At 70.8% G+C, this 26,562-nt stretch carries 23 protein-coding genes; 9 read left to right on the top strand and 14 right to left on the bottom strand.

The genetic code is table 11. From position 1 onward, the window contains the following. Positions 1–37: 37 nt before the first annotated feature. Entirely contained in the window at positions 38–4,267 is a 4,230-nt protein-coding gene (locus AFR_RS33825) for a GH92 family glycosyl hydrolase (protein WP_041843089.1), read from the bottom strand. Positions 4,268–4,560: 293 nt separating this feature from the next. Here AFR_RS33825 and AFR_RS33820 point away from each other — a divergent pair, with 293 nt between their 5' ends. Continuing rightward, the gene (locus AFR_RS33820) at positions 4,561–5,496 is read left to right on the top strand and encodes an aminoglycoside phosphotransferase/kinase family protein (RefSeq protein ID WP_023561329.1); all 936 of its coding nucleotides are present in this window, start codon (positions 4,561–4,563) and stop codon (positions 5,494–5,496) included. On the opposite strand, the gene AFR_RS33815 is transcribed toward AFR_RS33820, so the two are convergent. Both AFR_RS33815 and AFR_RS33810 read right to left on the bottom strand, forming a co-directional pair. Beyond that, complete coding sequence (locus AFR_RS33815) at positions 5,476–6,159, bottom strand: response regulator (RefSeq protein WP_023561328.1); 684 nt, start codon at positions 6,157–6,159, stop codon at positions 5,476–5,478. The genes AFR_RS33820 and AFR_RS33815 overlap by 21 nt on opposite strands. A 1-nt stretch (position 6,160) precedes the next feature. After that, on the bottom strand, positions 6,161–7,273 hold the full coding sequence (locus AFR_RS33810; protein WP_041843088.1) for a sensor histidine kinase: 1,113 nt from the start codon (positions 7,271–7,273) through the stop codon (positions 6,161–6,163). Positions 7,274–7,433: 160 nt separating this feature from the next. Here AFR_RS33810 and AFR_RS33805 point away from each other — a divergent pair, with 160 nt between their 5' ends. Next, positions 7,434–7,979 carry a hypothetical protein gene (locus tag AFR_RS33805; RefSeq protein WP_041843087.1) on the top strand — a complete coding sequence of 182 codons (546 nt, stop codon included), beginning with the start codon at positions 7,434–7,436 and terminating at the stop codon, positions 7,977–7,979. Positions 7,980–8,139: 160 nt separating this feature from the next. On the opposite strand, the gene ligD is transcribed toward AFR_RS33805, so the two are convergent. The 3 genes from ligD to AFR_RS33790 all read right to left on the bottom strand — a co-directional run bounded on the left by ligD (position 8,140) and on the right by AFR_RS33790 (position 10,556). Beyond that, positions 8,140–9,096 carry a non-homologous end-joining DNA ligase gene (gene ligD / locus AFR_RS33800; RefSeq protein ID WP_023561325.1) on the bottom strand — a complete coding sequence of 319 codons (957 nt, stop codon included), beginning with the start codon at positions 9,094–9,096 and terminating at the stop codon, positions 8,140–8,142. 4 nt (positions 9,097–9,100) lie between these two features. Beyond that, positions 9,101–9,454 carry a hypothetical protein gene (locus tag AFR_RS33795; protein WP_023561324.1) on the bottom strand — a complete coding sequence of 118 codons (354 nt, stop codon included), beginning with the start codon at positions 9,452–9,454 and terminating at the stop codon, positions 9,101–9,103. Positions 9,455–9,533: 79 nt separating this feature from the next. After that, positions 9,534–10,556, bottom strand: coding sequence for a LacI family DNA-binding transcriptional regulator (locus AFR_RS33790; protein WP_023561323.1), 1,023 nt, complete (start codon positions 10,554–10,556; stop codon positions 9,534–9,536). Between the two features lie 236 nt (positions 10,557–10,792). Between AFR_RS33790 and AFR_RS33785 the strand changes: the two genes are divergently transcribed. From AFR_RS33785 to AFR_RS33775, 3 genes are all read left to right on the top strand, one after another. After that, positions 10,793–11,893 carry an acyltransferase family protein gene (locus AFR_RS33785; RefSeq protein ID WP_023561322.1) on the top strand — a complete coding sequence of 367 codons (1,101 nt, stop codon included), beginning with the start codon at positions 10,793–10,795 and terminating at the stop codon, positions 11,891–11,893. An 88-nt stretch (positions 11,894–11,981) separates the two neighbouring features. Next, positions 11,982–13,010 (top strand): MerR family transcriptional regulator, encoded by a 1,029-nt coding sequence (locus AFR_RS33780; protein WP_041841349.1) that lies wholly within the window; start codon positions 11,982–11,984, stop codon positions 13,008–13,010. A 58-nt stretch (positions 13,011–13,068) separates the two neighbouring features. After that, entirely contained in the window at positions 13,069–14,286 is a 1,218-nt protein-coding gene (locus AFR_RS33775; RefSeq protein WP_023561320.1) for an FxsB family cyclophane-forming radical SAM/SPASM peptide maturase, read from the top strand. A 2-nt stretch (positions 14,287–14,288) separates the two neighbouring features. Here the strand turns inward: AFR_RS33775 and AFR_RS33770 are convergent, their stop codons facing one another. From AFR_RS33770 to AFR_RS33760, 3 genes are read right to left on the bottom strand one after another with little or no spacing between them, the layout of a single operon-like run. After that, positions 14,289–15,551: an MFS transporter gene (locus tag AFR_RS33770; protein ID WP_041841348.1), complete on the bottom strand. Its 1,263-nt coding sequence runs from the start codon at positions 15,549–15,551 to the stop codon at positions 14,289–14,291. Next, on the bottom strand, positions 15,548–16,099 hold the full coding sequence (locus tag AFR_RS33765; protein ID WP_023561318.1) for a winged helix-turn-helix domain-containing protein: 552 nt from the start codon (positions 16,097–16,099) through the stop codon (positions 15,548–15,550). Before AFR_RS33765 ends, AFR_RS33770 begins: the two co-directional genes overlap by 4 nt. A gap of 46 nt (positions 16,100–16,145) precedes the next feature. After that, positions 16,146–16,976, bottom strand: a complete 831-nt coding sequence (locus AFR_RS33760) for an NAD(P)-dependent oxidoreductase (RefSeq protein ID WP_238547171.1) — start codon at positions 16,974–16,976, stop codon at positions 16,146–16,148. A 116-nt stretch (positions 16,977–17,092) separates the two neighbouring features. Here AFR_RS33760 and AFR_RS33755 point away from each other — a divergent pair, with 116 nt between their 5' ends. Then, entirely contained in the window at positions 17,093–17,959 is an 867-nt protein-coding gene (locus AFR_RS33755) for a dioxygenase family protein (protein WP_052359863.1), read from the top strand. Here AFR_RS33755 and AFR_RS33750 read toward each other — a convergent pair. Then, positions 17,956–18,204, bottom strand: a complete 249-nt coding sequence (locus tag AFR_RS33750; RefSeq protein WP_023561315.1) for an SCO4226 family nickel-binding protein — start codon at positions 18,202–18,204, stop codon at positions 17,956–17,958. The genes AFR_RS33755 and AFR_RS33750 overlap by 4 nt on opposite strands. A gap of 112 nt (positions 18,205–18,316) precedes the next feature. On the opposite strand from AFR_RS33750, the gene AFR_RS33745 reads away from it, so the two are divergent. From AFR_RS33745 to AFR_RS33735, 3 genes are read left to right on the top strand one after another with little or no spacing between them, the layout of a single operon-like run. After that, on the top strand, positions 18,317–21,091 hold the full coding sequence (locus AFR_RS33745) for an ATP-binding protein (RefSeq protein WP_023561314.1): 2,775 nt from the start codon (positions 18,317–18,319) through the stop codon (positions 21,089–21,091). 32 nt (positions 21,092–21,123) lie between these two features. Further along, positions 21,124–21,996, top strand: a complete 873-nt coding sequence (locus tag AFR_RS33740; RefSeq protein WP_023561313.1) for a hypothetical protein — start codon at positions 21,124–21,126, stop codon at positions 21,994–21,996. Between the two features lie 38 nt (positions 21,997–22,034). Further along, positions 22,035–22,388 carry an MmcQ/YjbR family DNA-binding protein gene (locus AFR_RS33735; RefSeq protein WP_023561312.1) on the top strand — a complete coding sequence of 118 codons (354 nt, stop codon included), beginning with the start codon at positions 22,035–22,037 and terminating at the stop codon, positions 22,386–22,388. 11 nt (positions 22,389–22,399) lie between these two features. Here the strand turns inward: AFR_RS33735 and AFR_RS33730 are convergent, their stop codons facing one another. From AFR_RS33730 to AFR_RS33715, 4 genes are all read right to left on the bottom strand, one after another. Continuing rightward, complete coding sequence (locus AFR_RS33730) at positions 22,400–23,053, bottom strand: 4a-hydroxytetrahydrobiopterin dehydratase (RefSeq protein ID WP_041843084.1); 654 nt, start codon at positions 23,051–23,053, stop codon at positions 22,400–22,402. Between the two features lie 1,098 nt (positions 23,054–24,151). Next, the gene (locus AFR_RS33725; protein ID WP_023561310.1) at positions 24,152–24,652 is read right to left on the bottom strand and encodes a carboxymuconolactone decarboxylase family protein; all 501 of its coding nucleotides are present in this window, start codon (positions 24,650–24,652) and stop codon (positions 24,152–24,154) included. 12 nt (positions 24,653–24,664) lie between these two features. After that, positions 24,665–25,762 (bottom strand): epoxide hydrolase family protein, encoded by a 1,098-nt coding sequence (locus AFR_RS33720; RefSeq protein ID WP_023561309.1) that lies wholly within the window; start codon positions 25,760–25,762, stop codon positions 24,665–24,667. Further along, on the bottom strand, positions 25,759–26,562 hold the full coding sequence (locus AFR_RS33715; protein ID WP_041841346.1) for an LLM class flavin-dependent oxidoreductase: 804 nt from the start codon (positions 26,560–26,562) through the stop codon (positions 25,759–25,761). Before AFR_RS33715 ends, AFR_RS33720 begins: the two co-directional genes overlap by 4 nt.

Here is a 26,562-nt window from a genome sequence, read left to right as displayed (position 1 = left end):
AGTGACGGGAAGGGGCGGCTGAGGCGAGCAGCTCAGGTCAGAGCTTGCCGCATTGGCCGAGCCGGACGCCGGAGCCGGCGTTCGTGAGGCCGTTGTTCACCGGCGCCGGCTTGTTACCGGAGCAGGTGAGCGGTCCGGTGATCGTGTTGTCCGCGACCACCGTCGACTTCTTGTTGGTGAGCAGGGTGACCGCACTCTTGAGGGTGGAGTTCTCCAGGCTCACCGGGCCGGAGCCGGTCACCGTGACCGGGCCCGCGACCGTGGTGTTCAGCAGTGAGACCGTGCCGGCGCCGGTCGCGGTGACCGCTGCCCGCAGGTTGGCGCCGGTGGCGTAGAGCGACGCGCCCTTCGACACCGAGATCAGGCCGGTGACCTGAGCGCCCGCCTTGATGCAGGTGACTCCGGACCGCACCGACACCGCGCCGGCAACCTTGTCGGAGATCGTCGTGGTGCAGGCGGGTGCCGGAATGCCGAGCAGCTCGACCTCGGCGAGTGTCGTGCTCGCCTCGCCGGTGTTGGCGCTGACGTCGAGGCGGTAGTACGCGTACCGGCCCGGGCTCGTGATCTTGAACGGGCGGGTCTGCAGCCGCCAGTCGAACGTCTGGTCGCTGCGCTCGTCGATCGTCGTCCAGGTCGTGCCGTCGTAGGAGCCCTTCAGCTTCCATGCCTTGGCGTCACCGGCGACCGCACCCGAGGTGAGGGTGTAGTAGTCGGCCTGCTCGCCCGCGGAGGTGAACTGGTACTGCCAGCTCGGCGTGGCCGTGGCGAACGTCGCCGCCGTCGTGGAGGTGTCGTCGACCAGGGCCGGCTCCGACGACGTCCCGCGGCCCGGACCGGTCAGGTCCTTCAGCGGGGTGGGAACCGCGCTGCCCTTGGTGATCGACGGCGGTGCGGCGTCGTCCCCGGTGCCCCAGCTCGACGGCTCGGAGCCCATGGAGAAGTCGAGCGTCGCGCCGTTCGCGATCACCGAGTGCGGCAGCGCCGTCGAGTTGTACGCCTTGCCGTCGACCTTCAGCGACTGCACGTAGACGTTCGAACGGCTGTTGTTCTTCGCGTTGACGACGATCTTCTTGCCGTTGTCCAGGTTGACCGTGGCCTTGGTGAACAGCGGCGACCCGATGGCGTACTCCGGGCTGCCCATCTGGAGCGGGTAGAAGCCGAGCGCGCTGAAGATCTGCCACGCGCTCATCTCGCCGTTGTCCTCGTCGCCCGGGTAGCCCTGGCCGATCTCGCTGCCCAGGTAGAGCCGGGACATCGCCTCACGAACCAGCTTCTGCGTCTTGTACGGCTGACCCGCGTAGTCGTACATGTACGGGATGTGGTGCGACGGCTGGTTGCTGAAGCCCCACTGGCCCATGCGGACGTCGCGGGCCTCGTACATCTCGTGGATCGGGCCGCCGTAGGAGCCGTAGAAGGTGGCCGTCTCCGGGGTGTCGAAGAACTTGTCGAGCTTCTTCGCCAGGCCGTCCTTGCCGCCGTACAGGTTGGCCAGGCCCTGACCGTCCTGCGGGACGTGGAACGCCATGTTCCAGCCGTTGGTCTCGGTGTAGTCGTAACCCCAGACGCGCGGGTCGTACGTGTCCGGCGGGTTGCGCCAGACGCCGGCCGTGCTCTTGCCCTGGAAGAAGTCCACCGACGGGTCGAACATGTTGACGTAGTTGAGCGCCCGGTTGCGGAAGTACTCGGCCTGCTCGGCGTAGTCCTTCGCCTTCGGGCCGCCCTTCTTCGCCAGCGCCTCGGCCATGTTCGCGATGCCGAAGTCGTTGATGTACCCGTCCATGGCCCACGACATGGCCTCGCCGGTCGCGTCGCTCGGCGTGTAGCCCTTGAAGATCGAGCTGGACAGGCCCTTCCGGCCGACGTTCTGGTTCGGCGGTGTGACCGTCGCGTTCTTGAGCGCAGCCAGATAGGCCGTCTCGGCGTCGATGCCCGGGACACCCTTCAGGTACGCGTCCGCAAAAGCAACGTCGGAGCTGGTGCCGACCATCAGGTTCGCGTAGCCCGGTGACGACCAGCGGGAGATCCAGCCGCCGTCCCGGTACTGCTGGACGAAGCCGTCCACCATCTCGCCGGCTTCCTTGGGCGTGAGCAGCGAGTACGCCGGCCACGTCGTCCGGTAGGTGTCCCAGAAGCCGTTGTTGACGTAGACCTTGCCGTCCTTGATCGGTGCGCCGGTCTCGGTCGGTGTGCTGCCCGGGCTGGTCACCGCGGACTGCACGGTGTGCCGGTAGACCGGTGCCTCGTTGGTGCCGGTGTTCTCGTAGGCGGAGTTCGGGTAGAGGAACAGCCGGTAGAGGTTCGAGTAGAGCGTGGTCAGTTGGTCCTCGGACGCACCCTCGACCTCGACGGTGTGCATCTTGGCGTCCCACAGCGACTGCGCCTTGTCCCGCACCGAGGCGAGGGTGGCGTCGGCCGCGATCTCCAGGTCCAGGTTCTTCTTCGCCTGAGCCACGCTGATCAGCGAGGTCGCGATCCGCATCTGCACGGTCTTGTTCGTGGTCGTGTCGAACTTCAGGTAGCCCGTCGACGGCCGGTTGCCGCTGGCCAGCGAGCCGCTCGACGCGATCGGGGCGTCGACCGTGGCGTACATGAACATGCGGGTGAAGCCGGCGGAGAGGCCGCCGCTGTTGACGTCCGACCAGCCCGAGACGGCGTTGTTCGCCGCGTCGATGGTCAGGCCCGCGTTGTTGTTGACGTTGTCCAGGATGAGGTTCGAGCTGTCACCGGTGAACGTGAACTGGAACAGCGCCGCGTGGTCGGTCGGCGCGAACTCGGTCTTGAGCCCGTTGTCGAACGTCACCCCGTAGTAATAGGGCTTCGCCACCTCGTTCTCGTGACCGAAGGCCAGCGCGCGATTCGCCCGGTTCGCATCCGGTACGCCCGCAGCCGCGCTCGGCATGACCTGGAACGTCTGCCGGTCACCCATCCACGGGCTGGGCTCGTGGCTGGTGGAGAACGCCTGCAGGGTCGGCCGGTTCGCCGCGTTGTTCGCCCGGTGGTACTCGTACAGCCAGCTGGTGGTGCCGGCGTTGGTCACCGGGGTCCAGAAGTTGAAGCCGTGCGGCACTGCCGTGGCGGGGAAGTTGTTGCCGCGGGAGAAGTCGCCCGAGGACTGGGTGCCGCGGCGCGTCTCCGCGTACTCGGAGAGGTGTGCCTTGGGCTTGACCGGTGCGACCTCGGCGATGGAGATGTCGTCGAACCAGGACCGGAAGGTCGTGGGGCCGGACGGCTTGTCGTAGCTGACCAGGATGCGGTCGATGGTCTTGCCGGCGGCGACCGAGCCGATCAGCGAGGTGCGCTTGTTCCACTGCGCGGTGTAGAGCGTCTTGGACGCGCCCTGCGCGGGCGCACTGACCACGATGCCGTTCTGGTCGAGCGCCTTCAGGTCCGACAGGTAGGTGCCGTCGGTGAACGCGAGGTCGACCGCGGTGTACGTGGCGGGGTTCGACAGGTCCTCGCGGTTGAACTCGGGGAAGACCAGGTAGGAGAGCTCGGTCCGGTCGGTCACGGCCACATCGACGTCGAAGACCTTGTTGTTCGAGTAACCGCGGCCCTCGGCGGTGTGCCGGCCGGCGATCTGGAACGCCTTGAGCCCGGTGTAACCCACGCCCGCCTTGGCGGTGGGGGAGCTGGCGGGCCCGTTGCCGAGCCGGCTCTGCATCGGGCCGGTCGGCGGCGCGGTGACGTTGGCGTCGGCGAGCTCGAGCTCGGCCAGCTGTGTGAGGTTGCCCGACGGATGCCCGGTGATGTTCAGCCGGTAGATCGGGAACGAGGCCGGGTCGGCGACCGTGTAGGTCTTGGTCTGGAACCGCTCGGTGAACGTCTGCCCGGTCTGCGTGTCGACCGTCGTCCAGGTCTCACCGTCGGTGGAACCCTGCAGGGTCCAGTCCCGCGGGTCCCGCTCGGGGGAGTCGTTGGCGGACGTCAGGGCGTACTTGATGACCTCGGCGGGGGCGTCGAGTGTGTACTGCGCCCAGCTCGTCGGGGTGTCGACCAGCCACTTGGTGGCCGAGTCGCCGTCGTTGAGGTTGTTGGCGCCCTCGCTGCTGTTCGGCTGCGCGTTGACGGCGATGGCCGTGACGTGGCTGCGCAGGCTGCCCGGCATGCCGACGACGACGGTGCCGTCCACACCCTCGCTTCCGGCGTCCGCGTCGACCGTGTCGGTCCACGTCGGCTGTGGTTCGCCGGTCTCGAACGACGAGGTGAACGACTCCGCCGCGGCCGCCAGGGCGCTGCCGCCCGTGGCGACGGACGCGGCCGTCGCGATCAATGTGACGGATAACAGGGCGACACCCCATCGTGGCCGGTGCATGCCGTCTCCTTCTCGGGGCTGTGTGGCGGTACGCAGGAAACCTCCGCGACACATCGTCACGTCTAAGTCTCTCGATATGCAAGGGTTCTACCGAACACGATCGCCCATGATTGACATCGATGTCAGCTCGGGCCGCGGAACCCCTTGCAAACGGGCGCGAACCTGCCATAAGGTCGACCTGCGGGGTGCCCCGCCATGATCGATTGCGCCTCGATCCATGTTCGAACGTGTGCGGTTAAGCTGACACGATGGACCTTCCCTCCTGGACCTCGCGCTGGTGCCGCGAACACCTCGGCGCGGAGCCCGTCGCCCTGCTGCACCGCTCCGAGCACATGTCCGAGGTGCTGGGTCTGCGCCTGGCCGACGGCCGCGAGATCGCCGTCAAGGCCCGCCCCGGCCAGAACGGCCGCGAGGCCACCTGTGTCGAGGTCCAGCGTTCCCTCGCCCTTCAGGGCTTCCCCTGCGCCGCCCCGCTGACCGGGGTCACCGTGCACGAAGGGCTCGCCGTGCACGCCGAGGAATGGCGGCCGGGTGGCGAGATGCGGCGCGATGACAACACCGGCACGGCGGCCGCCTTCGCCGTGCTGCTCGCCGAGCAGGTGACGCTGGCCGAGGACATCGAGGTCGGCGGGACCGCGCCCGGAGCCGTCGAACCGCCGCTGCCCAACCCCGAGTGGGTGCGCTGGGACCACGACCGGCCCGGGCTGTGGCCACCGAACCCGTACCAAGACAGGCGGTCCGGGCGATCGCTGCCGGACGGGATCGAGGACGCCGCTCGTCGCGTACGGGAAAGGATGGTCGCGGCCCGGTTGCCCCGGATCCTCGGCCACGCCGACTGGGAGAGCCAGAACCTGCGCTGGCACGGCGACCGGCCCTGGGCCGTGCACGACTGGGACAGCCTGGCCTGGCTGCCCGAGGCCGCGATCGCCGGTGCGGCCTGCGGCGCCTTCGCCAGTCACGCGCAGCCGACGCTGGCGCCGATCGCGAGCTCCGAGGCGTTTCTCGACGCGTACCAGAGGGCTCGCCGGCCCTTCACCGCCGAGGAGCTGGAGGTGGCCTGGGCGGCGAGCCTGTGGCTGGCTCTGCACAACGCCCGCGGTGAGGCGCTCTGGGACAACCCGCCGGTGGCGATCACGGCGGTCCGTGAGCAGGGTGCCGAGCGTCTAGCCCGGGCCGGCGCCTGACGAGCCACCGACCAGACCTTCCTCGTACGCGAGGATGACCAGCTGCACCCGGTCGCGGACGCCGAGCTTGGTGATCGCCCGGGTGATGTGGGTCTTGGCGGTGAGCGGGCTGATCACCAGCTCGCGGGCGATGTCCTCGTTGGACAGGCCGGTCGCGACCAGCTGGACCACCTCGCGTTCACGGGCGGTCAGCGCGGCCAGACGCTCGCCACCACCGCCCGGGACGGCGGCCGGGCGGTGCGCGAACTGCTTGACCACCCGGCGGGTGACGCTGGGGGAGAGCAGCGCCTCACCGGCCGCCACCACCCGCACGGCGTGCCGCAGACCCTCCGGCTCGACCTCCTTCGTCAGGAAGCCACTTGCACCGGCCTCGAGCGCCGCGAACACGTACTCGTCGGTCTCGAAGGTGGTCAGGATGATCACCCGGCAGTCCCGCAGCTCCGGGTCCGCCATGATCTGCCGGGTCGCCTCGATCCCGTCCAGCCCGGGCATCCGGATGTCCATGAGCACGATGTCCGGCCGCAGCGCACGGGCCGTCCGCACGGCCTCGTCCCCCGTGGACGCCTCGCCCGCCACCACGATCTCGCGGTCGCGCTTGAGCAGGCTGCGGAACCCGGCCCGGACCAGGTGCTGGTCATCGGCGAGCAGAACGGTGACCGGCATGTCAGGCCGCGATCGGGATCAGCGCGCGGACCGTGAAACCGCCACCCGGACCCGGCCCGGCGGTCAGTGCTCCACCCAGCGCGGCGACACGTTCCCGCATACCCATGATCCCGTGGCCCTCCGTGGTCGTGGTCTTCCCGCCGCCGTCGTCGGTGACCTCCACGGTCACGTTCACGGCGGTGTAGTGCAGCGACACGGCAACCCGGGTGGCGCCGGCGTGCCGGACGGTGTTGGTCAGCGACTCCTGCACCACGCGGTAGACCGCCGTGGCGACGGGTGCCGGCACCTCGGAGCGGTCGCCGAGCTCGGTGACCGTGACGTCGACGCCGGCTGCGCGTACCTGGTCGGCCAGGCCGGCCAATCCTTCCAGGCCGGCCGCCGGGGTGGCGATCCGGTCGCCCTCGCGCAGCACGTCCACCAGGGACTTCAGGTCGGTCATGGCCCGGCCGCGGACGTCCTGGGCCAGACGCAGCGCGTCGCGGGCCTCGCCGGGTTCGTCGTCGAACGCGTCCAGGGCGACGTTGAGATGCACCCCGACGACGGCGAGGGTGTGCGACACGACGTCGTGCAGATCGCGCGCGATGCCGACCCGCTCCTCGGCCCGGCGGCGCAGCGCCTCGAGCTCCTGCTCGTGCAACGACTGCTGAAGCCGCGCCGCTACCTCGTCCTGCCACCGCCGCGTGTTCCGGTACGCCACCGCAGCGGCGATCACCGCGGCCAGGAACAGCGTCTCGCCGCCGACGTGGCCCAGCACCCAGTCGGTGGACTTCTGCTCGACAACCCAGTCCCAGACGAAGCCGTACGCGATGGTGATCGCCCCGGCGACAACAGCGGTCCGGATCCTCCCGGCCAGAGCGAGCGCGACAAACGCGGCCGTCGCGGGCCAGGCCCAGCCGGTCCCGATCAGCACCGAGGTCCGGAACGCGATCACGCTCAGGACCGAGACGACGAGCACGGTGAGTGGCCATCGGCGGACCGCGAACATCAGCAGGGCCAACGCGATCGCCAGACAGGCGGTCATCACACCCTGCACGTTGCCGCCGGTGATCGCCAGACCGGCCGGTACGCCGACGAGCGTGAGAGTGGCGGCGACCCACGGCAACGATTGCGGCACGGCCTCCACCCTTCCCTTCCTTGGTGTTCCCGTGATTGTCATGCCCTGGAAGTTAGGGTCGTGCAGGCTCCCGGCGCGTCGTCCCCGCGCTGTCTCCCGCAGCGACTCCGTTCGAGTACAGGCCTACACCGATCGCCGTATGTCGCTCTAGTCTGTGCCGGTGGTCGATGAAGGTACCGCCGCCGCTGATGTGCTTGCTTCCTACGGCCGTTTCACCCGCCGGCCCGGGCTGACCGACGAGGAGGCCGACGCGGTCGAGAAGGAGTTCGGCTTCTCGTTCGCCGACGACCACCGGGCCTTCCTCGCCGCCGGTCTGCCGGTCGGCCGCGGCTGGCCGGACTGGCGCGACGGCGACCGCGACCAGCTCCGCGACAAACTCGCCGAGCCGGTCGAGGGCGTGCTCTTCGACGTCGCCGAGAACGGCTTCTGGTACGAAGGCTGGGGCCCGCAACCGCAGTCGACGGCGGACGCGCTCACCATGGCCCGCCCGCTGCTGCTGATCGCGCCACGCCTGGTCCCGGTGTACTCGCACCGCTACCTGCCCGCGGGCCACGGCACGTCCGGGCATCCGGTGCTGTCGGTGATGCAGACCGACATCATCAGTTACGGCGCGAACCTGGCGACCTACTTCCAGGCGGAGTTCGGCGGCAAGCCGATCGAGCCCGGCCGCCCCACGGTCACCTTCTGGCGCGACCTCGTGTCCTAGGGGGTGTCTGGTGGATCACGACGGCCTGCGCCGGGCCCAGCTTCCGCCTCGCTGCGCGGTCCGAAAGGCCACATACAACACCGGTATGCGACCTTCCGGCCCACTGGCGACGCGAAACCTGGACCTCGCCGCAGACTCGCCGTGATCCACCAGACACCCCCTAGCTCTCGGCGCGTTTGGCGCGGGCGCGGCGCTTGCCCTCGTGCATCGCCGCGACCCGGGCCACGGGGATCGTGTGGCCCTCCTCGACCAGCCCGGGGTCCAGCGGTTGGGGATCCGGCATGGCCTGCGCCCACGGGTCGCCGTCCTTCAGCAGGCCGGGCGCGGTCCGCACGGTGAAGTCGCCCGGCGTCACGTCGCCGAGGTCGTCCCAGGCGACGGGGAAGGACACCGGCACACCGGGCCGGACGCGCGGACTGTAGGCAGCCACGACCGTTGCGCCACCCGCGCGGGTCGCGTCGAGGAAAACCTTCCCGTGCCGGTCCTCGCGGATGAACGCGGTGGTGGCGAGGGCCGGATCGAGGCGTTCGGCCCGGACCGCGACCGCCCGGGTCGCCGCCGCCACGTCGATGGTGGCCGCGCTCCCGTCGAGCGGCACGAAGATGTGCACGCCCTTGGACCCGCTGGTCTTCACCGCACCGGCCATGCCCGCGTCGGCGAGGGCCTGCCGGACCAGCCCGGCCGCCTTGACCACCACGTCGAACCCGGCGCCCTCGGGCGGGTCCAGGTCCATGATCAGGTGCGTCGGGTGGTCGCGGTCGCCGACGGTCATCAGCGTCGGGTGATATTCGACCGCGCGCTGGTTGGCGAACCACAGCAGCGTGCGGCGGTCGTTGCAGAGGGCGTACTGCACCTCGCGGTGGGACGCCTCGGCCCACACCGCGGTCCGCGGGACCCACTCGGGCGTGTACTTCGGGAGATTTTTCTGCATGAACTTGTCCTGGCCGCGCAGCACCCGGACCACCGACAGCGGCCGGTCACGCAGCACCGGGATCATCCGCTCGCGGACCGCGTCGAGATAGTCGACCAGCTCCCGCTTGGTCGCCCCGGCGCCGGGGAAGAGCTCCTGGTCCAGGTTCGTCAGCGGTACGCCGTCGCGCTCTTCCTTCTCGGCCATGCCCTCATCCTGCCCGGACCATGCTCAGCGCGGGAAGAACCATCGCCAGTGTCAGCACGACGTACACCCCGCCGAGGAAGAACTGGCCGTGCCGGGTGGCGATGACCGCACCGACGAACGGGCCCACCACCGCGAGCAGCGCGGCCAGCAGGACGGTCACCGGCTGCTTCTCCGGGCCGGTCAGACCCCACCCCAGCAGCAGCGAGACCGAGACCAGCCAGGCCAGTGTCACCAGCGTGATCTTCAGAATGACCTCGGTCCGCAGTGCGGCGGCCCGTCTTTCGTCGCGCAGCTCCTGCGGCGACTTGATGGCGACGTCGATGCGCGACAGCGGCGCACGTTCGATCTCCAGCGTCACCCCTGGAACTCTAGGGGAGCCGCAGGCCGCTTGCCCGGTGGAGGTGGGTCACAAAGAGACGCCGATCGGCGGGAGCCGTTCAGCGGGGCGGGCGTTCACCGCTTCCACGGGCGATGACGGAGGTGGAGATGACGATCGAGCGGGCCGGGCCGGCGTGGCCGCCGATCCGTTCGACCGCGAGCCGGGCCGCCTCGCGACCCATCACGACGGCGTCGTGGGCCACCACCGTCGTGCCGATGACGTCGGCCAGGTCGAAGTCGTCGAAGCCGATCAGCGCCGGTGGGTCCGGGTGTTCCTTGAGCGCCCGCAGGGCTCCGGTGGTCAGGCGGTTGTTGGTGGTGAAGACCGCGGTCGGCGCCGGGTCGAGCTCCAGCAGCTCGCGGACGGTCTGCTCGGCCCGGCGGACGTCGTGCACGTCCGTCCGCAGGTAGGGCTCCCACTCGCTGTTGCCGGCGGCGCGCATCGCCTGCTGGAAACCCTCGATCCGGCCGCGCTGCGGCACCATGCGGGCCAGGTCGGCGACCATGGCGATCCGGCGGTGTCCCCGGGTCAGCAGGTGCTCGGCCGCGGCACGGGCGCCACCGGCGTTGTCGATGACCACCACGTCGGCGGCGACACCGTCCGGCGGGCGGTCCAGGAAGACGAACGGCACACCCCGGCTGCCCTCGATCGCGAGGTACGCATGACGGTCGGCACTCGGCACGACCAGCAGCGCCCGCACCCGCCGCTCGAGGAACGCGTCGATCAGCTCGTGCTCGAGCTCGGCGTCCTCGTCGTTGTTCGCCGTCACCAGCTGGAGGCCGTGCTGCCGCAGCTCCCGCTCGATGCCGCTCGCGACCGCCGAGTAGAACGGGTTGGTCAGGTCGCCGCTGATCAGCCCGACCAGCGCGGACGTGGCGCCGCGGCGCAGCTCCCGGGCGATGCCGTTGAGCCGGTAACCCAGCTGGTCGGCCGCGTCGCGGACCCGGCGGCCGGTCTCCTCGGCGACGTTCGGCTCGCTGTTCAGCGCCCGGGACGCCGTCTTGAGGCTCACCCCGGCCAGGGCGGCCACCTGGGTGAGTGTCGGCCGGCGTGCGGCTTCGGCTGACCGGGCTGCGGACATGCTGCTCCGAACTCTTCGGCGATGGTGCGGCGGGGCGAATCCGGCGCAGAGGGTCATTATGACATCGATGTCGGAGGCCGGAACCGCTCGGCGCTTCCCCGGCCGGGCCGCCGCCCGGGTCACCGGAACGGCCACGGGGACCGTCCGTTCGGACCGCTGCGGTGATCACGAAAGACACTACTGTCTGTAGTCGCCGCTGCTTGCGGTTGGGGCGAGTAATGGCAGTTGGAGGCGTTATGGCTGAGGGCACCGTGGTCGGACGGGACCGCTACTTCGATACGCTGCGTGCGGTGGCCATCATCCGGGTCGTGCTGTTCCACGCCTTCCCCATCGCCGCCCTCGAACTCGTTTTTCCCTCTATGGGGGTCATGTTCGCGCTCGGCGGCTCGCTGATGGTCAAGTCGCTCGACCGGTCGGCGTCACGCGCCGTCAAGAACCGCGTCCGCCGGCTGCTGCCCGCACTGTGGGTGATGGGCCTCATCGCGGTGCCGCTCATGCTCCAGCAGGGGTGGCCCGACCGGCCCTCCTGGCCGCACCTGCTGCTCTGGGCGTTCCCGATCGCTGACCCGCCGTCGAGCGAGTTCGGCTACCCGGCCGCGGGTGTGCTCTGGTACCTCGTCACCTACCTGTGGCTCGTCCTGTTGTCGCCGCTGCTGCTGCGCCTCTACCGCCGGTGGAACCTGCCGACGGTGCTGCTGCCGCTGTTCGGGTTGATGCTGCTCACGGCGTACCCGAACACCTTCGGGGAAACCGCCGGCTGGGTCGTGCAGAACGTCCTCGCGTTCGGAAGCTGCTGGGTCCTGGGTTTTGCCCACCGCGAGGGTGACCTGGCCAAACTCAGGCCGTCGACCGTCCTGAGCCTGGCCGCCGCGTGTGTGGCCGGTGCGCTCGGGTGGGCCTACCTGCACCCGGGGGAGAACGGCATCGACCTGACCGGCATCCCGGTCGCGTACACGGTCTTCAGCATCGGTTTTGTCCTTGCCCTGCTGCGCTGGTCACCGCGCATGGAGTGGCTGGCCCGGGTCCGCCCGATCGACGGTTTGGTGTCGATGGTCAACAACCGGGCCGTGACGATCTACCTGTGGCACAACGTGGCCATCACGATCGCGGTGATGCTGTTCGACCCGCTCGAACTCTGGCGGATCCCCACCCAGGGGCTCGAGGACGTGGTCGACTTCTCGATCGCGATCACCGCCCTCGCGGTGGCCGTGCTCGCCCTCGGCTGGGTCGAGGACCTGGCCGCCCGGCGCCGGCCCCGCCTCTCGCCGTTCGTGAAACGGCCCGAACTTCAGCAGCCGGCAGCCCCGTCGCACGCCCCCGCGCCGGTGGCCGTCTGAGGTGCTGAGGACCGCGGGCCCCCGTTGATCGGCGGGGGCCCGCATCTTCCTTGACCTTGACCGTGGGGCAAGGTCGACGGTGATGGACATGGGTGGCGAGCTGCTGACGATCGGGGCCTTCGCGCGGGCAGCGCGACTGTCCCCCAAGGCTCTGCGTCTCTACGACAACCTCGGCCTGCTCCGGCCGGCCGCGGTCGATGTCGACTCCGGCTACCGCTATTACGCCCCGGCGCAGCTCGGCCGGGCGCGTCTGGTGGCGTGGCTGCGACGGATCGGCATGCCGCTCGCCCGCATCCAGGAAGTCTGCGACCTGCCGGGTCCCGCCGCGGCCGCCGCGATCACCGCCCACCTGGCGGAGGCCGAGGCCGAACTGGCGGATCGGAAACGGCTCGCGGGCTTCCTCGTCGATCACCTCACCGGGAAGGGAACCCCCATGTCCGAGAACCGGCCCACCCTGGGCCTCCGCTTCGCCGCCCGCTCCGAGACCGGCAAGGTCCGCGAGACCAACCACGACATCGCGTACGCGGGGAGCACCCTCCTGGCCGTCGCGGACGGTTCGGGGCCGAGTGGCACCCTCGCGGCCACCGCCGCAGTGGACGCGTTCCGGGCCCTGCCGGAACTGACGCTGGACTCGCTCGCTGCCGGCCTGCGTAACGCCTCGGCCGCCGTCGAGCAGTACGGCGACCAGTCCATCTCCACGCTGACGGCCCTGCTGTGGTCCGGCAGCCGCGTCGGCGTCGTGCACATCGGCGACACCCGGGCGTACCTGCTGCGTGGTGGCGTGGTGTCCCGCTTCACCGACGACCACTCCTACGTACAGACCCTGGTCGACGAAGGCCGGCTGGACGCCGCCGACCTGCTGACCCACCCGCAGCGCCCGGTGCTGGTCAGAGCCCTCGGCGCGAACGGCGAGGCGGACATCTCGCTGCGCACCGCCGTACAGGGAGATCGTTATCTGTTGTGCTCCGACGGCCTGTGGGCGGTGGTGGACCCGGCACCGGTGCTGTCGGCCGGCCTCGACCCGTCGGCCACGGTCAACCAGCTGGTCGACCTGGCCCTCGACGCCGGCGCCCCCGACAACATCGCCTGCGTCGTCGCCGACGTCGTCCCGGTGTAGGGCCTGACCCGGCTCCTTCTAGCATGTGATCGGACGTCCTCGGTCCGAAGGGAACTCCATGACCGTCCATCAGGTCGCCGTCGCGCCTCGATGGCCGGACCGGGAGCTCGACGTCGACGCGGTCCGCCGGTCCGGCCGGCGGCCCACGCCGTTCCGCGACGTGGTGCTCAAGGTTCACCAGCGCTGCAATCTCGCCTGCGACTACTGCTACGTCTACACGATGGCCGATCAGTCGTGGCGTGATCAGCCGCTGGTCATGACCCGGGAGACCTGGAGGGCCACCGCCGGGCGGATGGCCGGGCACGCTGCGACCCACGACCTCCCCACCATGCGCCTGGTGCTGCACGGTGGGGAGCCCCTGCTGGCCGGGCGCGACCGGCTGCGCGAGCTGATCACCGACTTCCGCGCCGCGTTCACCGGCGGCTGCCGGCTGGACCTGCAGATCCAGACGAACGGCACGCTTCTCGACGAGCCGATCCTGGACCTGTTCGCGGAGCACGGCGTGGGGGTCGGCGTCAGTCTCGACGGTGTCGCCGCGGACAACGACAGCCGCCGGCGTTATCCCGACGGCAGGGGCAGTGCCGGTGTTGTGGACCGTGGCCTGCGCCTGCTGACCGGTCCGCGCTACTCCCACGTTTTTGACGGTCTGCTCTGCACCGTTGATCCGTCGACGGATCCGCTGGCCTGCTACGAGGCGCTGCTGACGTACCGGCCACCGGCCATCGACCTGCTCCTGCCGCACGCCAACTGGTCCGACCCGCCGCACCGCCCCGCCACCGGCAGCGTCACGCCGTACGCGGACTGGCTCATCACGATCTTCGACCGCTGGTACGACGCGCCGAGCCGGGAGGTGTCGATCCGGCTCTTCGAGGACGTGATGGCGCTCCTCCTCGGCGGGGCCGGCCGGTCGGAGCAGGTCGGGCTGAGCCCGGTCGCGGTGGTGGTCGTCGAGACGAACGGCGCGATCGAGCTGGTCGACTCGCTGAAATCCGCGTACCCGGGCGCCTGCGCCACCGGTCTGACCGTCTTCGCCGACACGTTCGATGCCGCCCTGGACCACCCGGGTGTCGTCGCCCGCCAGATCGGTGCGGCGGCTTTGTCCGAGACCTGCCAGGCGTGCCCGCTGCACCGGGTCTGCGGCGGCGGGCACTACGCCCACCGCTACCGCGCTCAGGACGGATTCCGGAACCCGTCGGTGTTCTGCGCCGATCTGGCCGCCCTGATCCGGCACGTCCACCAGCGGATGGCGGGAGACCTGGCCCAGCGCGCCCGGTGAGGTCAGCCGGCCAGGACAACCTCGGACACCGGCAGGTCGCGGCGGCCGCGGAACGGGCCCAGGACGAGGATCAGGCCGCTCAGGGCGTACCCGATTGCCATGATCCACATTGCTCCGCGGGTGCCGGCGAGGCCGGCGGCGGCGCCACCGAGGACCGCGCCGATCGGGATGGCGCCGAAGTTGACGAACTGCATGCTGGTCAGCACTCGGCCGAGCAGGCCCGGTGGCACGTACGCCTGACGGAAGCTGGCACTGACCACGTTGCCCGCGATGGCGCCGGCGGCGATGCCCAGCATGCCCAGGACGAACATCGTCAGGCCCGGGCCGGGCTGCGTCAGGGGCACCAGCAGTGAGGCCACTCCGCCGAAGACTTTGCAGGCCACCAGGGAGCGCGCCCCGCCGAGACCACTCACCAGCCGAGGGGTGACGGTGGCCGCCGCGACACCGCCGAGGGCGATCGCCGCCATCAGCAGGCCGACGCCGGTGGTGCTCACGCCGACCTCGCGGACCAGGAAGACCACCGTGAGGGCGTTGATGCCGGTCAGCCACAGGTTCGACGACGCGCCGTAGAGGGTCAGGTTGCGCAGGAACCGGTCGTTGATCAGCCAGCGGGCGCCCTGCGCGATGTCGCTGCGCAGGCTCTGGCGTTCGGTGGCGGCCGGGCGGCGTTCGGGGCGGCGGATGCGCCACAGGCTGAAGGCGGAGATCAGGAAGGTGAAGGCGTCGACGACCAGACCCGCCACCGCGCTGACGGCCGTGATCAGCAGTCCGCCGACCGCCGGGCCGGCGACCTGGGAGGCTGATTCGGTGCTCTGCAGGGCGGAGTTCGCGCCGACCAGATCGTCCTTGTCGAACATCGCGGGCAGATAGGCCGTCCAGGCCACGGTGAAGAACACCGTGGCCACGCCGAGCAGCAGCGCCACCGCGAGCAGATGGGCCATGGTGAGGTGGCCGAGCCCGGCGGCGACCGGAACGCTGATCACCAGCGCCGCCGCGGCCAGGTCGCTGAGAATCATCACCGGTTTGCGGGTGACACGGTCGATCCAGGCGCCCGCGGGCAGACCGATCAGCAGCCAGGGAAGCCAGGCGGCCGCCGTCAGCAGGCTGACGCTGAACGCGTCGGCGTCGAGCACCTGCACGGCGATCAGGGGAGTGGTGACACTGGCGACCGACGTGCCGAGCTTGCTGACGGTCATCCCGGCCCACAGCTTGCGGAAGTCGGTGTCGCGCAGCACGCCGCGGCGTGTGTGCGCAGGGCTGGTCACGGTCGCGCCGGGAAGCCCCGGCCGATCACGAAGACCGGCTCCCGGTCCGGCGCCTCGGGACGTCCGGCGTACTTGTCGACGATCTGCTGGATCTCCTCGCCCATGGCGGCGAGCTCGGCCGGGCTCAGGCGCAGGAAGCCGTCCGTCGAGAACGCCGCGCCCGTCCACGGCTCCTCGCGGGAGGCCGGGCTGCCCAGCCAGGTCGAGATCAGCTCGACCTGGCGCTGCAGGCCGATGGCCATGGCGGCGTCGGCCGCGGCCAGGTCGGCCGGGTCACCGTCGAAGTCCGCCAGCTGCCAGCTGATGCTCCTGTCCGGCATGCGCCACCAGTGCTCCTTGCGGTTCCTGGCGAGCTCGGGGGCCTCCTCGATGAGGCCGGCCTCGGCCAGCACGCGCAGGTGGTGGCTGACGTTGGCGACCGCCTGGCTCGTGGTGCGGGCGAGCACGCTCGGCATCGAGGGGCCGTCGACCCGCAGGACATCGAGCAGGCGGCGGCGGACGGGGTGGGCGACCGCCTTCAACACGGCTGCGTCCTTGATCTGGGGCATGACCCCACCGTCGCATACTAAAGAAGCGTTGCGCAAGACTTCTTTACTAAACCTCCGGGGACAGGCGGCGGACGATCTCGGCCGGGCTCAGCGACCGGTCCGCCGACTCCGGATCACCCGCGGCCAGCACCGTCGTGGCCACCTCCGCATACACCGCGGCCAGGGCCTCGAACAGCGCCGGTGTCAGTCCCGCACCGGCCTGCGTCGCCGCGATCTCGCGCATCTCGTCCACGAAGCGGTGCGCCTTGGTCGCCGACACCGCCACCCCCGCCGACCCGTCCAGGTCGTTGCGGGCCAGATCCGCCAACACCTGATCGAGTACGCCGTACCGGCCGGCTGTTCGCATCGCCTGCGTGACCAGCGCGTTCAGGCCCTTGTAGACGCCGGCGGTGCACATCTTCAGGGCGCTCGCGGAGCCCAGCTCCGTACCCAGCACGATCGGCTCCACCTGGCTGTTCCACGGGAGCCCGGCCACGTCGGTCGCGCGTACGCCGGAAAGGTAGATCCTGGCACCCGGCCGGGTGGACGGCGGCGGGCCGGAGATCGAGCCGTCCACCACCGGCAGGCCGGCACAGGCCTCCGCGACAGCGGCCATGGTCGCCGGAGAGATCGCGTTCAAATCCGCCACGACCGGTGACGAACCGGTGGACCGGGCCGCGTCCGCGATGGAGCGGGCCGCGGCGAGCGCGGAGCCCGGCGGTGTCACCGAGAGCACAACGTCGGCCGCCGACACGACCTCGGCCAGCGACGGGAGCAACTCCAGCCCTTCGGCCAGCCGGCGGGTGCGCTCCGAGCGTCCGGCCACCGTGGCGACCACCCGTGCGCCGCCCTCCCGCAGGCTCTTACCCAGGCCTGCACCCATATGTCCCGGACTCACGATCGCCACCGTCACCATGCCGGTCATTAAAAACCCTGCCACAGCGAACGCACAGAGCGCCCACAGGTGGAAAGGCTTTGCTTACCGCACAGCGTTCACGAGGGAAGGTGCCGGTCGTGCAGGAGCAGAAGGATCAGGACAACGCCGCGTACGTGCGCCGGGTGCACGACAAGGGCCTGCAGTTCGACCTGCGGACGATGTCGCGGCGCCGGTTGCTCGCGGCCTTCGGCGGTGCCGGCGCTCTGGCCCTGGTCGGCGGTGTCGCGGCGTGCGACAGCACCGCGGAAGAGGCGACGGGCACCACCGGTGATCTCACCGAGGTCGAGTCGGAGACGGCCGGCCCGTTCCCCGCGGACGGCTCGAACGGCCCCGACGTGCGGACCGAGCAGGGCATCGTGCGCAAGGACATCCGTCCCTCGTACGGCGACGCGTCCGGCACCGCCGAGGGTGTGCCGCTGGAGTTCTCCCTGGTCGTCACCGACCTCGACGGTGCTGCCGTGACCGGCGCCGCCGTCTACGCCTGGCACTGTGACCGCGAAGGCAACTACTCGCTGTACTCCTCGGGGGTCACCGACCAGAACTATCTGCGCGGCATCCAGGAGACCGACAGCACCGGCAAGGTCAGCTTCACCAGCATCTTCCCGGCCTGCTACTCGGGCCGCTGGCCGCACATCCACTTCGAGGTCTACTCGTCGCTCGTCAACGCCACCAGCGGCGACGGCCCGATCGTGAAGACCTCGCAGATCGCCCTCCCCTCGACCGCCGCCGACGCGGTGTATGCGACCGACGGCTACAGCCGGAGCGTCAGCAACCTGAGCCAGGTCTCGCTCGCCACCGACACCGTCTTCGGTGACGACTCCGCCGCCACGGAACTCGCCACGGTCACCGGCAGCGTCACCGACGGTTACCTCGCCACCCTCACGATCGCGATCGACGGGGGCGCCCCTGGCAGCGCACCCCCGTCGCGAACGGCGGCTTCCTAGACCTCTTCAGTCAGTTCGTAGATCTCCGTCGTGGGATGACCGGCCCGCTCGTGGATGCGCAGAATCGCCTCCTTGCTCGGACCGGTCGACAGGCAGAACACCTTGCCCAGCTCGGGGTCGAGCCAGGCGCGCTCGAAGTGCACACCCTCCTCGGCCTCGATCTTCAGATCGGCGCAGTGCGCCGCGTCGAGCTCCTCGTGCGTCACGCCGAAGAACCCGCTGTGCACGTCCATGAACTTCGCCATCGGAACCGTCCCCCTCGTTGTGGTTACCGGCATCAGCCTGCAAGAACGCGGAGCGTCGGACATCGGTCATTACACCTAGGAACGCTCCCGGTGTCGGCCTAGAGTCACGCTCATGCGCGCCCCGAGCCCGGTGCTGGTCGGCCGCGACGACCTGCTGGCCCTCGCGGACCGCCGGCTCGACGCGGCCGCTTCCGGCCGCGGTGGGCTGCTCTTCCTCGCCGGTGAGGCCGGCATCGGCAAGACCCGCCTGCTGGCCGCGATCTCCGCACGGGCCGCGGCCCGCGGTTTCACGGTGGCCGGCGCCGGCGCGTTCCCCTCGGACGCCGACGTCGCCGGCGCGCTCATCGCCGACGCACTCTCCCTTTTCGGTACGCGCACAGCAGAGCTCCTCCGGCGCGCCTACGACGGCGACAGTCACCGTCAGCGGCGACTGCTGGTGACCGACCTCGCCGATGCGCTGGCCGAGATCGGCGCGGGTCCGGAGCCGCTGCTGCTCACCCTCGAGGACCTGCACTGGGCCGACGACCTGACCTGTGAGGCGCTGGCCCGGCTCGCCCGCCGGCTGCCCGCACTGCCGATGCTGGTCGTCGGCACGTACCGCAGCGACGAGCTGTACCCGCGGGTGCCGATCCGCGAGTGGCGGACCCGCCTGCTCAACCAGCGGCACGCCGAGGAGGCACGCCTGTCCCGCCTCGGCCCGGAGGACACGGCCGTCCTGGCCGCCGCGATCTCCGACGCGGTCCTGCCGGGTGCGGTCACCGGGGCGATCTTCGCCCGCAGCGACGGCATCCCGCTGCACGTCGAGGAGTTCCTCGCCACGGTCGGCGACGCCACCGGCCTGCCGGAAACCCTGGCCGAGGCGGTCCTGTCCCGCGCGGCGGCGCTGAGTGCGCCCGCCCGGGATCTTGCCGGTGCGGCGTCGGTGATCGGACGCTCGTTCGATGTGGACCTGCTCACCGCGATCACCGGCGACAGCCCGCACCTCGTCGACGACGGCTTGCGGGAGCTCGCCGAACGCTTCTTCGTGTCACCTCACCCCAACAAGATCACGTACGACTTCCGCCACGCCCTCATCCGTGACGCGCTGCTCGCCGACCTGCCCCCGCACCACCGCCGCGACCTGCACGCACGGGCGGCCGGGGCGGCCATCGCGGCCGGACTGCCCGGCGCGTTCGTCAGCGACCAGTTCGAGCAGGCGGGCCGCCCGGCGGACGCGTACACGTATGCCCTGGCCGCGGCCGGTGAGGCGGTCGAGATGTCCGCACACCGCGAGGCCGTCGAGCTCTACCGGCGGTCACTGCGCACCGTCCCCGTGGCCACACCGGCGAGCACCCGCGCCGGCCTGCTGACCCGGTACGCCGCCGAGCTCGCGGCCGTCGACGAGAACACCGAGGCTGTGGAGACGCTGCTGCGGGCGTACAGGATGCGTCTGGATCTGGGTGACGATCTGAGCGCGGCCGCGCTCGTGCCGGACCTGGTCGCGGCCCGGCACCTGCTCGGCGCCGGCCTCGACGAACGGCTGCGCCTGCTCCGGGAAGGGCTCGCCCTGATCGAGGCGCGCAGCGACGAGCCGGCGCAGGAGATCCGCGCGGGCCTGCACGCGGCGCTGGCCGCGGCCTACATGCTCGACCGGAGGCTGGAAGAGGCGACCGAGGTCGGCGTGCTGGCCGAGGCGTTCTCCGTCGAGGACTGTGATCACCAGCTGCGCTGCCACCTCGGCGGCACCCTCGGCTCGATCCTGGTCTTCGGCGGCCGCATGCACGAGGGCTGGCAGATGCTCGAGAACGCCGTCACCCGCGCCCGTCGCACCGGCCTGGAAGCCGAGGCGGCCCGCGGCTACCGGATGCTCGGCTCGTCCGCGTCGGTGCTGGTCGAATACGACCTGGCCCGGGAATGGCTGGGCGCCGGCATCGAGTACGCCGAGTCGGTCGAACGCTTCAACGACCGCCACTACATGACTGCCCATCTGGCTCACGTCGACTGGGCCGAAGGCTCCTGGCCGGCGGCCCACGCCGGCGCCGCGCACGCCCTGGCCGACGGGCAGGGGATCACCACCCGGATCACGGCGCTGCACGTACTCGGCTTTGTCGCCCTCGGCCGCGGCGAATGGGACAGCGCCGAGAGGAGCCTGACCGAGGCGGCGGCGCTCGGCGCCGCGATGGGCGAGCTCCAGCGCGTCTCCCCGGCCTGGTGGGGCCTGGCGTCGGTCGCCCAGCTCCGCGGTGATTCCACCGCCGCGATCGCCTGGTGCGAGCGCGGTTACGCGGCGTCGGCCAAGGTCCGGGACGCCGCCTACCTTTTCCCGTACGTCGTGACGGGTGTGCGCGCGTACCTCGCCGCACAGGACCTCACCGGCGCCCGCGACTGGCTGGCACGCACCTCGGCCCTCCTCCGTGATCGGGCGATCCCGGGCACCCTCGGCGCGATCGATCACGGTGCCGGCCTGGTGCTCCTGCACGAAGGACAGACAGGCAAGGCGCGGGTGGCCCTGTCGGAAGCGGCCGCGTTCTGGGACGGGCGACGGCGGTTCTGGGAGGGTACCCAGGCCCTCCTGGACCAGGCCCGCTGCGCCACCCGCTCACGAAGGCCGGCCGACGCATTCTCGACGCTGGCGGCATCGCGGATGGTGTCGGCCGGGGCTGCTGCGCTGTCCACCACGCCGCCGTCACCGACCGGCACACTCCTGACCTCCCGCGAGGCCGAAGTGGCCCGCCTGGTCAGCGAAGGCCTCACCAACAGGGAAATCGCCGCCGCCCTCACGATCTCACCCAAGACCGCCGCGGCCCACATCGAACACATCCTCACCAAACTGGGCGCCTCCCGCCGCGCACAGATCGCCACCTGGGCGGCCTTGTCGACCGAACGGGGTACGTCAAACGGTCTATAGTCTCCGGTCGATGCACTGACCAGAATCGCACCATGACCGACAACGCCGTCCTGATCACCCTGCTGGCCGCCCTCACGGCCGGCGCCGGGTACGCCGCCGGCCGATGGCACCAGTGGTACCGCACCGGGCCGGAACGCGACGAGGCCTACCAGGCCGGATACGACACGGCGACCCGCAGCGTCTTCAGCATGGCCGCGCGACTGATCGGTGCCCGCAAGGCGGCCCGGGGGACGGCCGCGGTCGTTCCCGCTGCCCCGGCGCCCGCATCTCCGGAGGCTGCTGGTCCGGCACCGTCGGCTTCGCTCCGGTCCAAGGCGGCGTCCCGATCAAAGCGGCCGGGCTTCGCACCCACGCCGCGTACGGCTTCCGTGCTTTCGTCGCTCGAGTCGGCGGCGCTGATCTCTCCGCCGACGCCTGCCTTCGGATCGCTTTCCCTGCCTGTGTCAGCCTCCTCGCCTTCCGCGGCGACCTCCCCTTCCTCGGCCTCGTCGACTTCGCCTTCCGCGGCGGCCTCGCCTTCCTCGGCCTCGTCGCTCTCCCCGGCCTCGCCTTCCCCGGCGTCGTCGCTCTCCCAGGCGGCGTCGTCGACCTCGACCTCGACCTCGGCCGGGTCTGCTGCTGCGCCTTACCGGGCGACTGCCCCGGAGGCGGCCGGTTCACCGGTTTCCCCAAGGCTGATCGACACGCGGTCCCCGGCCGCTGCGAAGCCGGTCGAGGCGCCCGCGGAAACCGACGGTGAGACCAGGGCGGGACGGCATCTGGTGCCGGACGAGTTGGTCAAGGCCCCGACCTACCGCCTGGCGCCGGACCGGGTGGCCCGCGCCAAGGTCCGCGAGGCGATCCCGCCCGAGGAAGGCGAGGACACCACCCGCCTGCCGGCGGTCCCGCGACCCCGCTCCTCCTGAAACGCTCGGATGTCACACCCCGGCGCTACCGTGCCGGAATGGTCACCGTCGAAGACGTCCGCGAGGTAGCCCGGCGCCTGCCCCGCACGACCGAGCACCTGATCCACGACCGGGTCAAATTCCGCGTGGGCAAGATCGTGTACGTGGCTTTCTCCCGCGACGAGGAGACCATGGGCTTCGCCTTCCCGAGGGAGGAGAGGGAAGCCCTGGTCGCCTCCCAGCCCACGGTTTTCCACCTGCCGGGTGCCACCGACCTACGCTTTGCCTGGGCCCAGGCCTGGCTGGCGACGCTGGATCACCGCCAGATGCACGAGCTGGTCACCGATGCCTGGCGGATGGTTGTCCCCAAGCGGGTGTCGGCAGCCCACGTCGCCGCTCTCCCCGACCCCTGACACTCATCGGGTCAGCCGCGGTCCTGCCAGGTGCAGATGCAGACCTTGTTGCCTTCGGAGTCGGCCAGCACCCAGAAGCTCGGTGCCTCGGCGTCACTGACCAGCGTGCCACCCGCCGCAACCGCAGCGTCGATGCGGGGCTGGACCTCCGCCGGGTCCACCCAGATGTCCGGGTGCCAGCGCTGGCGCGGCTCGTCGGTGCCGGACTCCTGGAACCAGATGGTGGGCAGGGTGCCGGCCGGATCGCGCAGTTCATCGCCGAAGTCCTCGCCGGAAAGGTGCTCCAGGCCGAGCACCGCACCCCAGAAGGGAAGAACCCGGTCGAACGCCGGCGAGTCCAGGGCCAGTTCGAGCCGCGAAACACCCGCGGCGGTGGTCCCGGTGTTCGCGCCGTCAGCAATCGTGGAGATCGTGCGGGCCAGGTCGACGTCCCGCTCGGTAACGCCCCGAACGTCGTGGGACGTGAGGCGCACACCGACGTGGTCCTGGCGGAGATCCAGGTCGGGATGGTGGCCCAGGTCCACGGCGGCCGCCCCGATGGAGGTGACGATCGCCAGACCGGCGGCAAAACCGGTGGTCGGGATCCGCGTCTGCAGCCCGCCGATGAGATGAACCCACCCGTCCAGATCCGCCTCGGCGATCTGCTGCCCTGTCAGCTTGGTCATCAGGCCATCCTCGCCCACCGGTACCCGGGCCGCGGCGGACATCCACGCCGGGTCACAGTCGAGGTGGTGCCGGTCAAGGTCGAATCCCACCGGGTTGCCCGCGCCAGGGACTGCTGCCCCGCCGGGCAACAATCGGTATGAACACTCGCGATCTCCTGGGGCTTGGCGCGATCAGTGCACGAGATGGCCGGGGCCGGGGGTTCGCTGCCTGCGTTTGCCGGCTCGGCGGGACCAGTGGCCGCGATGGGCCGGGTCGAGGGCGCTGCCTACGGTCGCCGGCTTGGCGGGACCAGCGCGCGCGATGGCCCGGGCCGTGGTTTCGCTACCTGCGGTTGCCGACTTGGCGGGATCACTGCGCGCGATGGCCCAGCTCGGGGGTTCGCTGCCTGCGGTCGCCGGCCTGGCGCGGTCAGTGCCCGCGATGGTCCGGGTCGAGGGGATTTCTGCCTGCGGTCGTCGGCTTGGCGGGATCACTGCGCGCGATGGCCCAGCTCGGGGGTTCGCTGCCTGCGGTCGCCGGCCTGGCGCGGTCAGTGCCCGCGATGGTCCGGGTCGAGGGGATTTCTGCCTGCGGTCGTCGGCTTGGCGCGATCGCTGCGCGGGATCGCCCAGCTCGGGGGTTCGCTACCTGCGGTCGTCGGCTCGGCGGGATCACTGCGCGCGATGGCCCGGCCCGGCGGGATCGCTGCCTGCGGTCGCCGGCCTGGCGCGATCAGTGCCCGCGATGGTCCGGGTCGGGGGATCGCTGCCTGGGGTGTCGCCGGCTTGGCGCGGTCAGTGCTCGCGATGGCCCGGCCCGGCGCAGTCGCTGCCCGCGATCGATCGGGCCGGGTGATCACTGTCGGCGGTCGTTTGGGCCGGCGCGATCACTACCCTGCCGGCTTGATCAGCAAGGCGTGGCCCGCCCGCGATCGCCCGAGGGCCAGCGCGATCACTGCCCTGCCCGCCTGGTCAGTAGGTCATGCCGGCCCGACGACCAGCACGTCGAGCCGGGCGGCGGCGAGCATGGCCTCGACCGGTTCATGGGCACGATGCCGCGCGGGAGAGCCGCGCCGGAACGGGCCCTCGTCGGGGTTATGTGCGAAGCGCGGCGGGTCGTCAGGGTTGTGGGGTGGTCAGGTAGCCGCCCTGCGCCAAGTTCTTGGCGTGCTGGGCATAGGCCGCCGGGTTTTCGGGGGTGAGGGTTGCGAGGCCGTCCACGTAGCGGTTGAACATGCTGAAGGCGGCCGCGATCAGCACCGTGTCGTGGATGGTCTTGTCGTCGGCACCTTCGGCGCGGGCCTGGTCGATGTCGGCCGGGGTGACGCTGCGGCCGTCGACGCGGACCTTGTCGGCCAGGGCGAGCAGGGCCTGCATTTTCGGGCTGTGCTCTTCCGGCTGGCCGAGGTGGCGGGCCACGGCGCCGTGGGTTTCGGCGCAGAAGGTGCATTTGTTGCGGCTGGAGACGTACGCGGCGATGGTTTCGCGTTCGGCTGGTGTCAGCGGGGACGGGCCGCGCAGCAGGGCGTCCGCCAGGCCGTTGAGGGGGCCGGCCGTCTGGGGGAACTGCACCAGCAGACCGACGATTCCGGGCAGGTTGGGCAGGTTGATGTGCGGCACCGGTCCATAGTGTCATGACAACAGCGCGCGGAAGCAGGCTTGAACCTCGGACACGAAGAGCGCCGGCTGTTCGAAGGCGGCGAAGTGGCCGCCTCGGGGTGGTTCGTTCCAGTAGCGGATGTTCTTGAAGCGTTTTTCGGCCCAGCGGCGAGACGGGTGGGGATTTTCGCGGGGGAAGATCGAGCAGCCCGTCGGGACGGTGATCTTGTCGGTGGTGCCGACGCGGAAGCGGTCGCGGACCTCGGCGAAACTCTCCCAGTAGAGGCGGGCGGCCGATGCACCTGTGGCCGGCAGCCAGTAGAGCATCAAGTTGTCGATCAGCGCGTCGCGGGAGATGGGCTCGCCATCCGTCCAGGCCTCGAACTTCTCAAGGATCCAGGCGGCGAGGGCCACCGGGGAGTCGACCAGGGCGTACCCGATGGTCTGGGGCCGGGTCGACATCTCGTGCGAGTAGCCGTCGCCGCTCTCGCCGGCTGACAGGTCGTTCCGGGCCGAGCGTTCGGCGTCGGTGAGGGTGTCGAAGGTTGCCGGGTCGGGCGCCACCAGGGGTGGGAGCAGGTGGATGCCGAGGAGTCGGTCGGGGTCCTGCTGGGCCATGCTCGTGGTGATGCTCGTGCCCCAGTCGTGGCCGGCCGCCGCGAAGGTCGGATAGCCGAGGCGGTCCATCAGCACGACCCAGGCGCGGGCGATGCGTTCGACCGTCCAGCCGGGACCGGTGGGGCGGTCGCTGAAGCCGTAACCGGGCAGGGACGGGCACACCACGTGGAAGGACTCGGTGAGCGGGCCGACCACCTCGGCGAACTCCACGATCGAGCCGGGCCAGCCGTGAGTGAGGATCAGGGGGACGGCATCAGGGTTGGCCGAGCGGGCGTGCACAAAATGCAGCCCGAGGCCGTCGATCGTCGTGCGGAACTGGGGCAGGGCACCGATCCGGGCCTCGAAGGCACGCCAGTTGTAGCCGTCCGCCCAGTAGTCCCGCAAGTAGTCCAGTGGCACACCCTGCGTCCAGCCGGGGACGGTGGCGGGCTCGGGCCAGCGGGTGCGCCGGAGCCGGTCGCGCAGGTCGGTGATCGTGTCGTCGGCGAGGTGCAGCTCGAACGGCGTGATCATGCGGGCGGGCCCGCCGCGATCCGGGCGCGGATCTCCCGCATGCGCTCGGGGCTGTGGTGCGGCAGCTCCCAGCGGGTCTCCATCCACCACGTGCACCCGGCGTCCGCCCAGGGCGCCACCTGTGCGCGGGCCGCGGCCGGGTCGTCGCCCGGCGTTTCGCCCTCGGTGAGGATGTCCAGGTCCTCCGGTGCGCCGCGTTCGACCAGCCAGGCTCGCATGGCCCGCATCTCGTCGGGGCCGCCGCCGTGGCCGGGGATCACGCCGTCGCACTTGAGGACGCGGCGCAGCGATTTGGGCCGGGGCCAGACGGCGACCACCCAGATCGGAACGCGGTCCTGCACCGGACGCCCGACCTCGGCCGGGTCGTCACGCTCGACCTTGTAGTCGTAGTGCGGCCCGTGATGGCTCGTGCCGCCGGCCCATAGTGTGCGCATGAGGTCGATGCCGTCATCCATCATGGCGGCGCGTTCGCGGAGGTCGGTGGTCTCGCCGGTGAGCGGGAGGTCGTCCGTCACCGCGCCCACGCCGATGCCCAGCACCGCCCGGCCGTTCGACAGCTGATCGACCGTGGCGACCTGACTCGCGACCTTCCAGGGGCGGCGCCACGGCAGTGGTGTGAGCATCGTGCCGAGCCGGACCCGGGTCGTCACGACGGCCATCGCGGCGAGCAGACTCCAGGCGTCGACCCCGGATGCTGCTTCCCAGACAAAGACCCCGTCCCAGCCCGACTGCTCGGCCAGAACCGCCTGCTCCACCTGCTCCGGCGCCGTGCCACCCGGCAGAACCACCCCGAATTTCAT

The sequence above is a fragment of the Amorphoplanes friuliensis DSM 7358 genome (assembly GCF_000494755.1).
Taxonomy (GTDB): domain Bacteria; phylum Actinomycetota; class Actinomycetes; order Mycobacteriales; family Micromonosporaceae; genus Actinoplanes; species Actinoplanes friuliensis.
The sequence above is the reverse complement of the archived record's forward strand: the minus strand, read 5'-3'. Positions and strand labels throughout refer to the sequence as shown.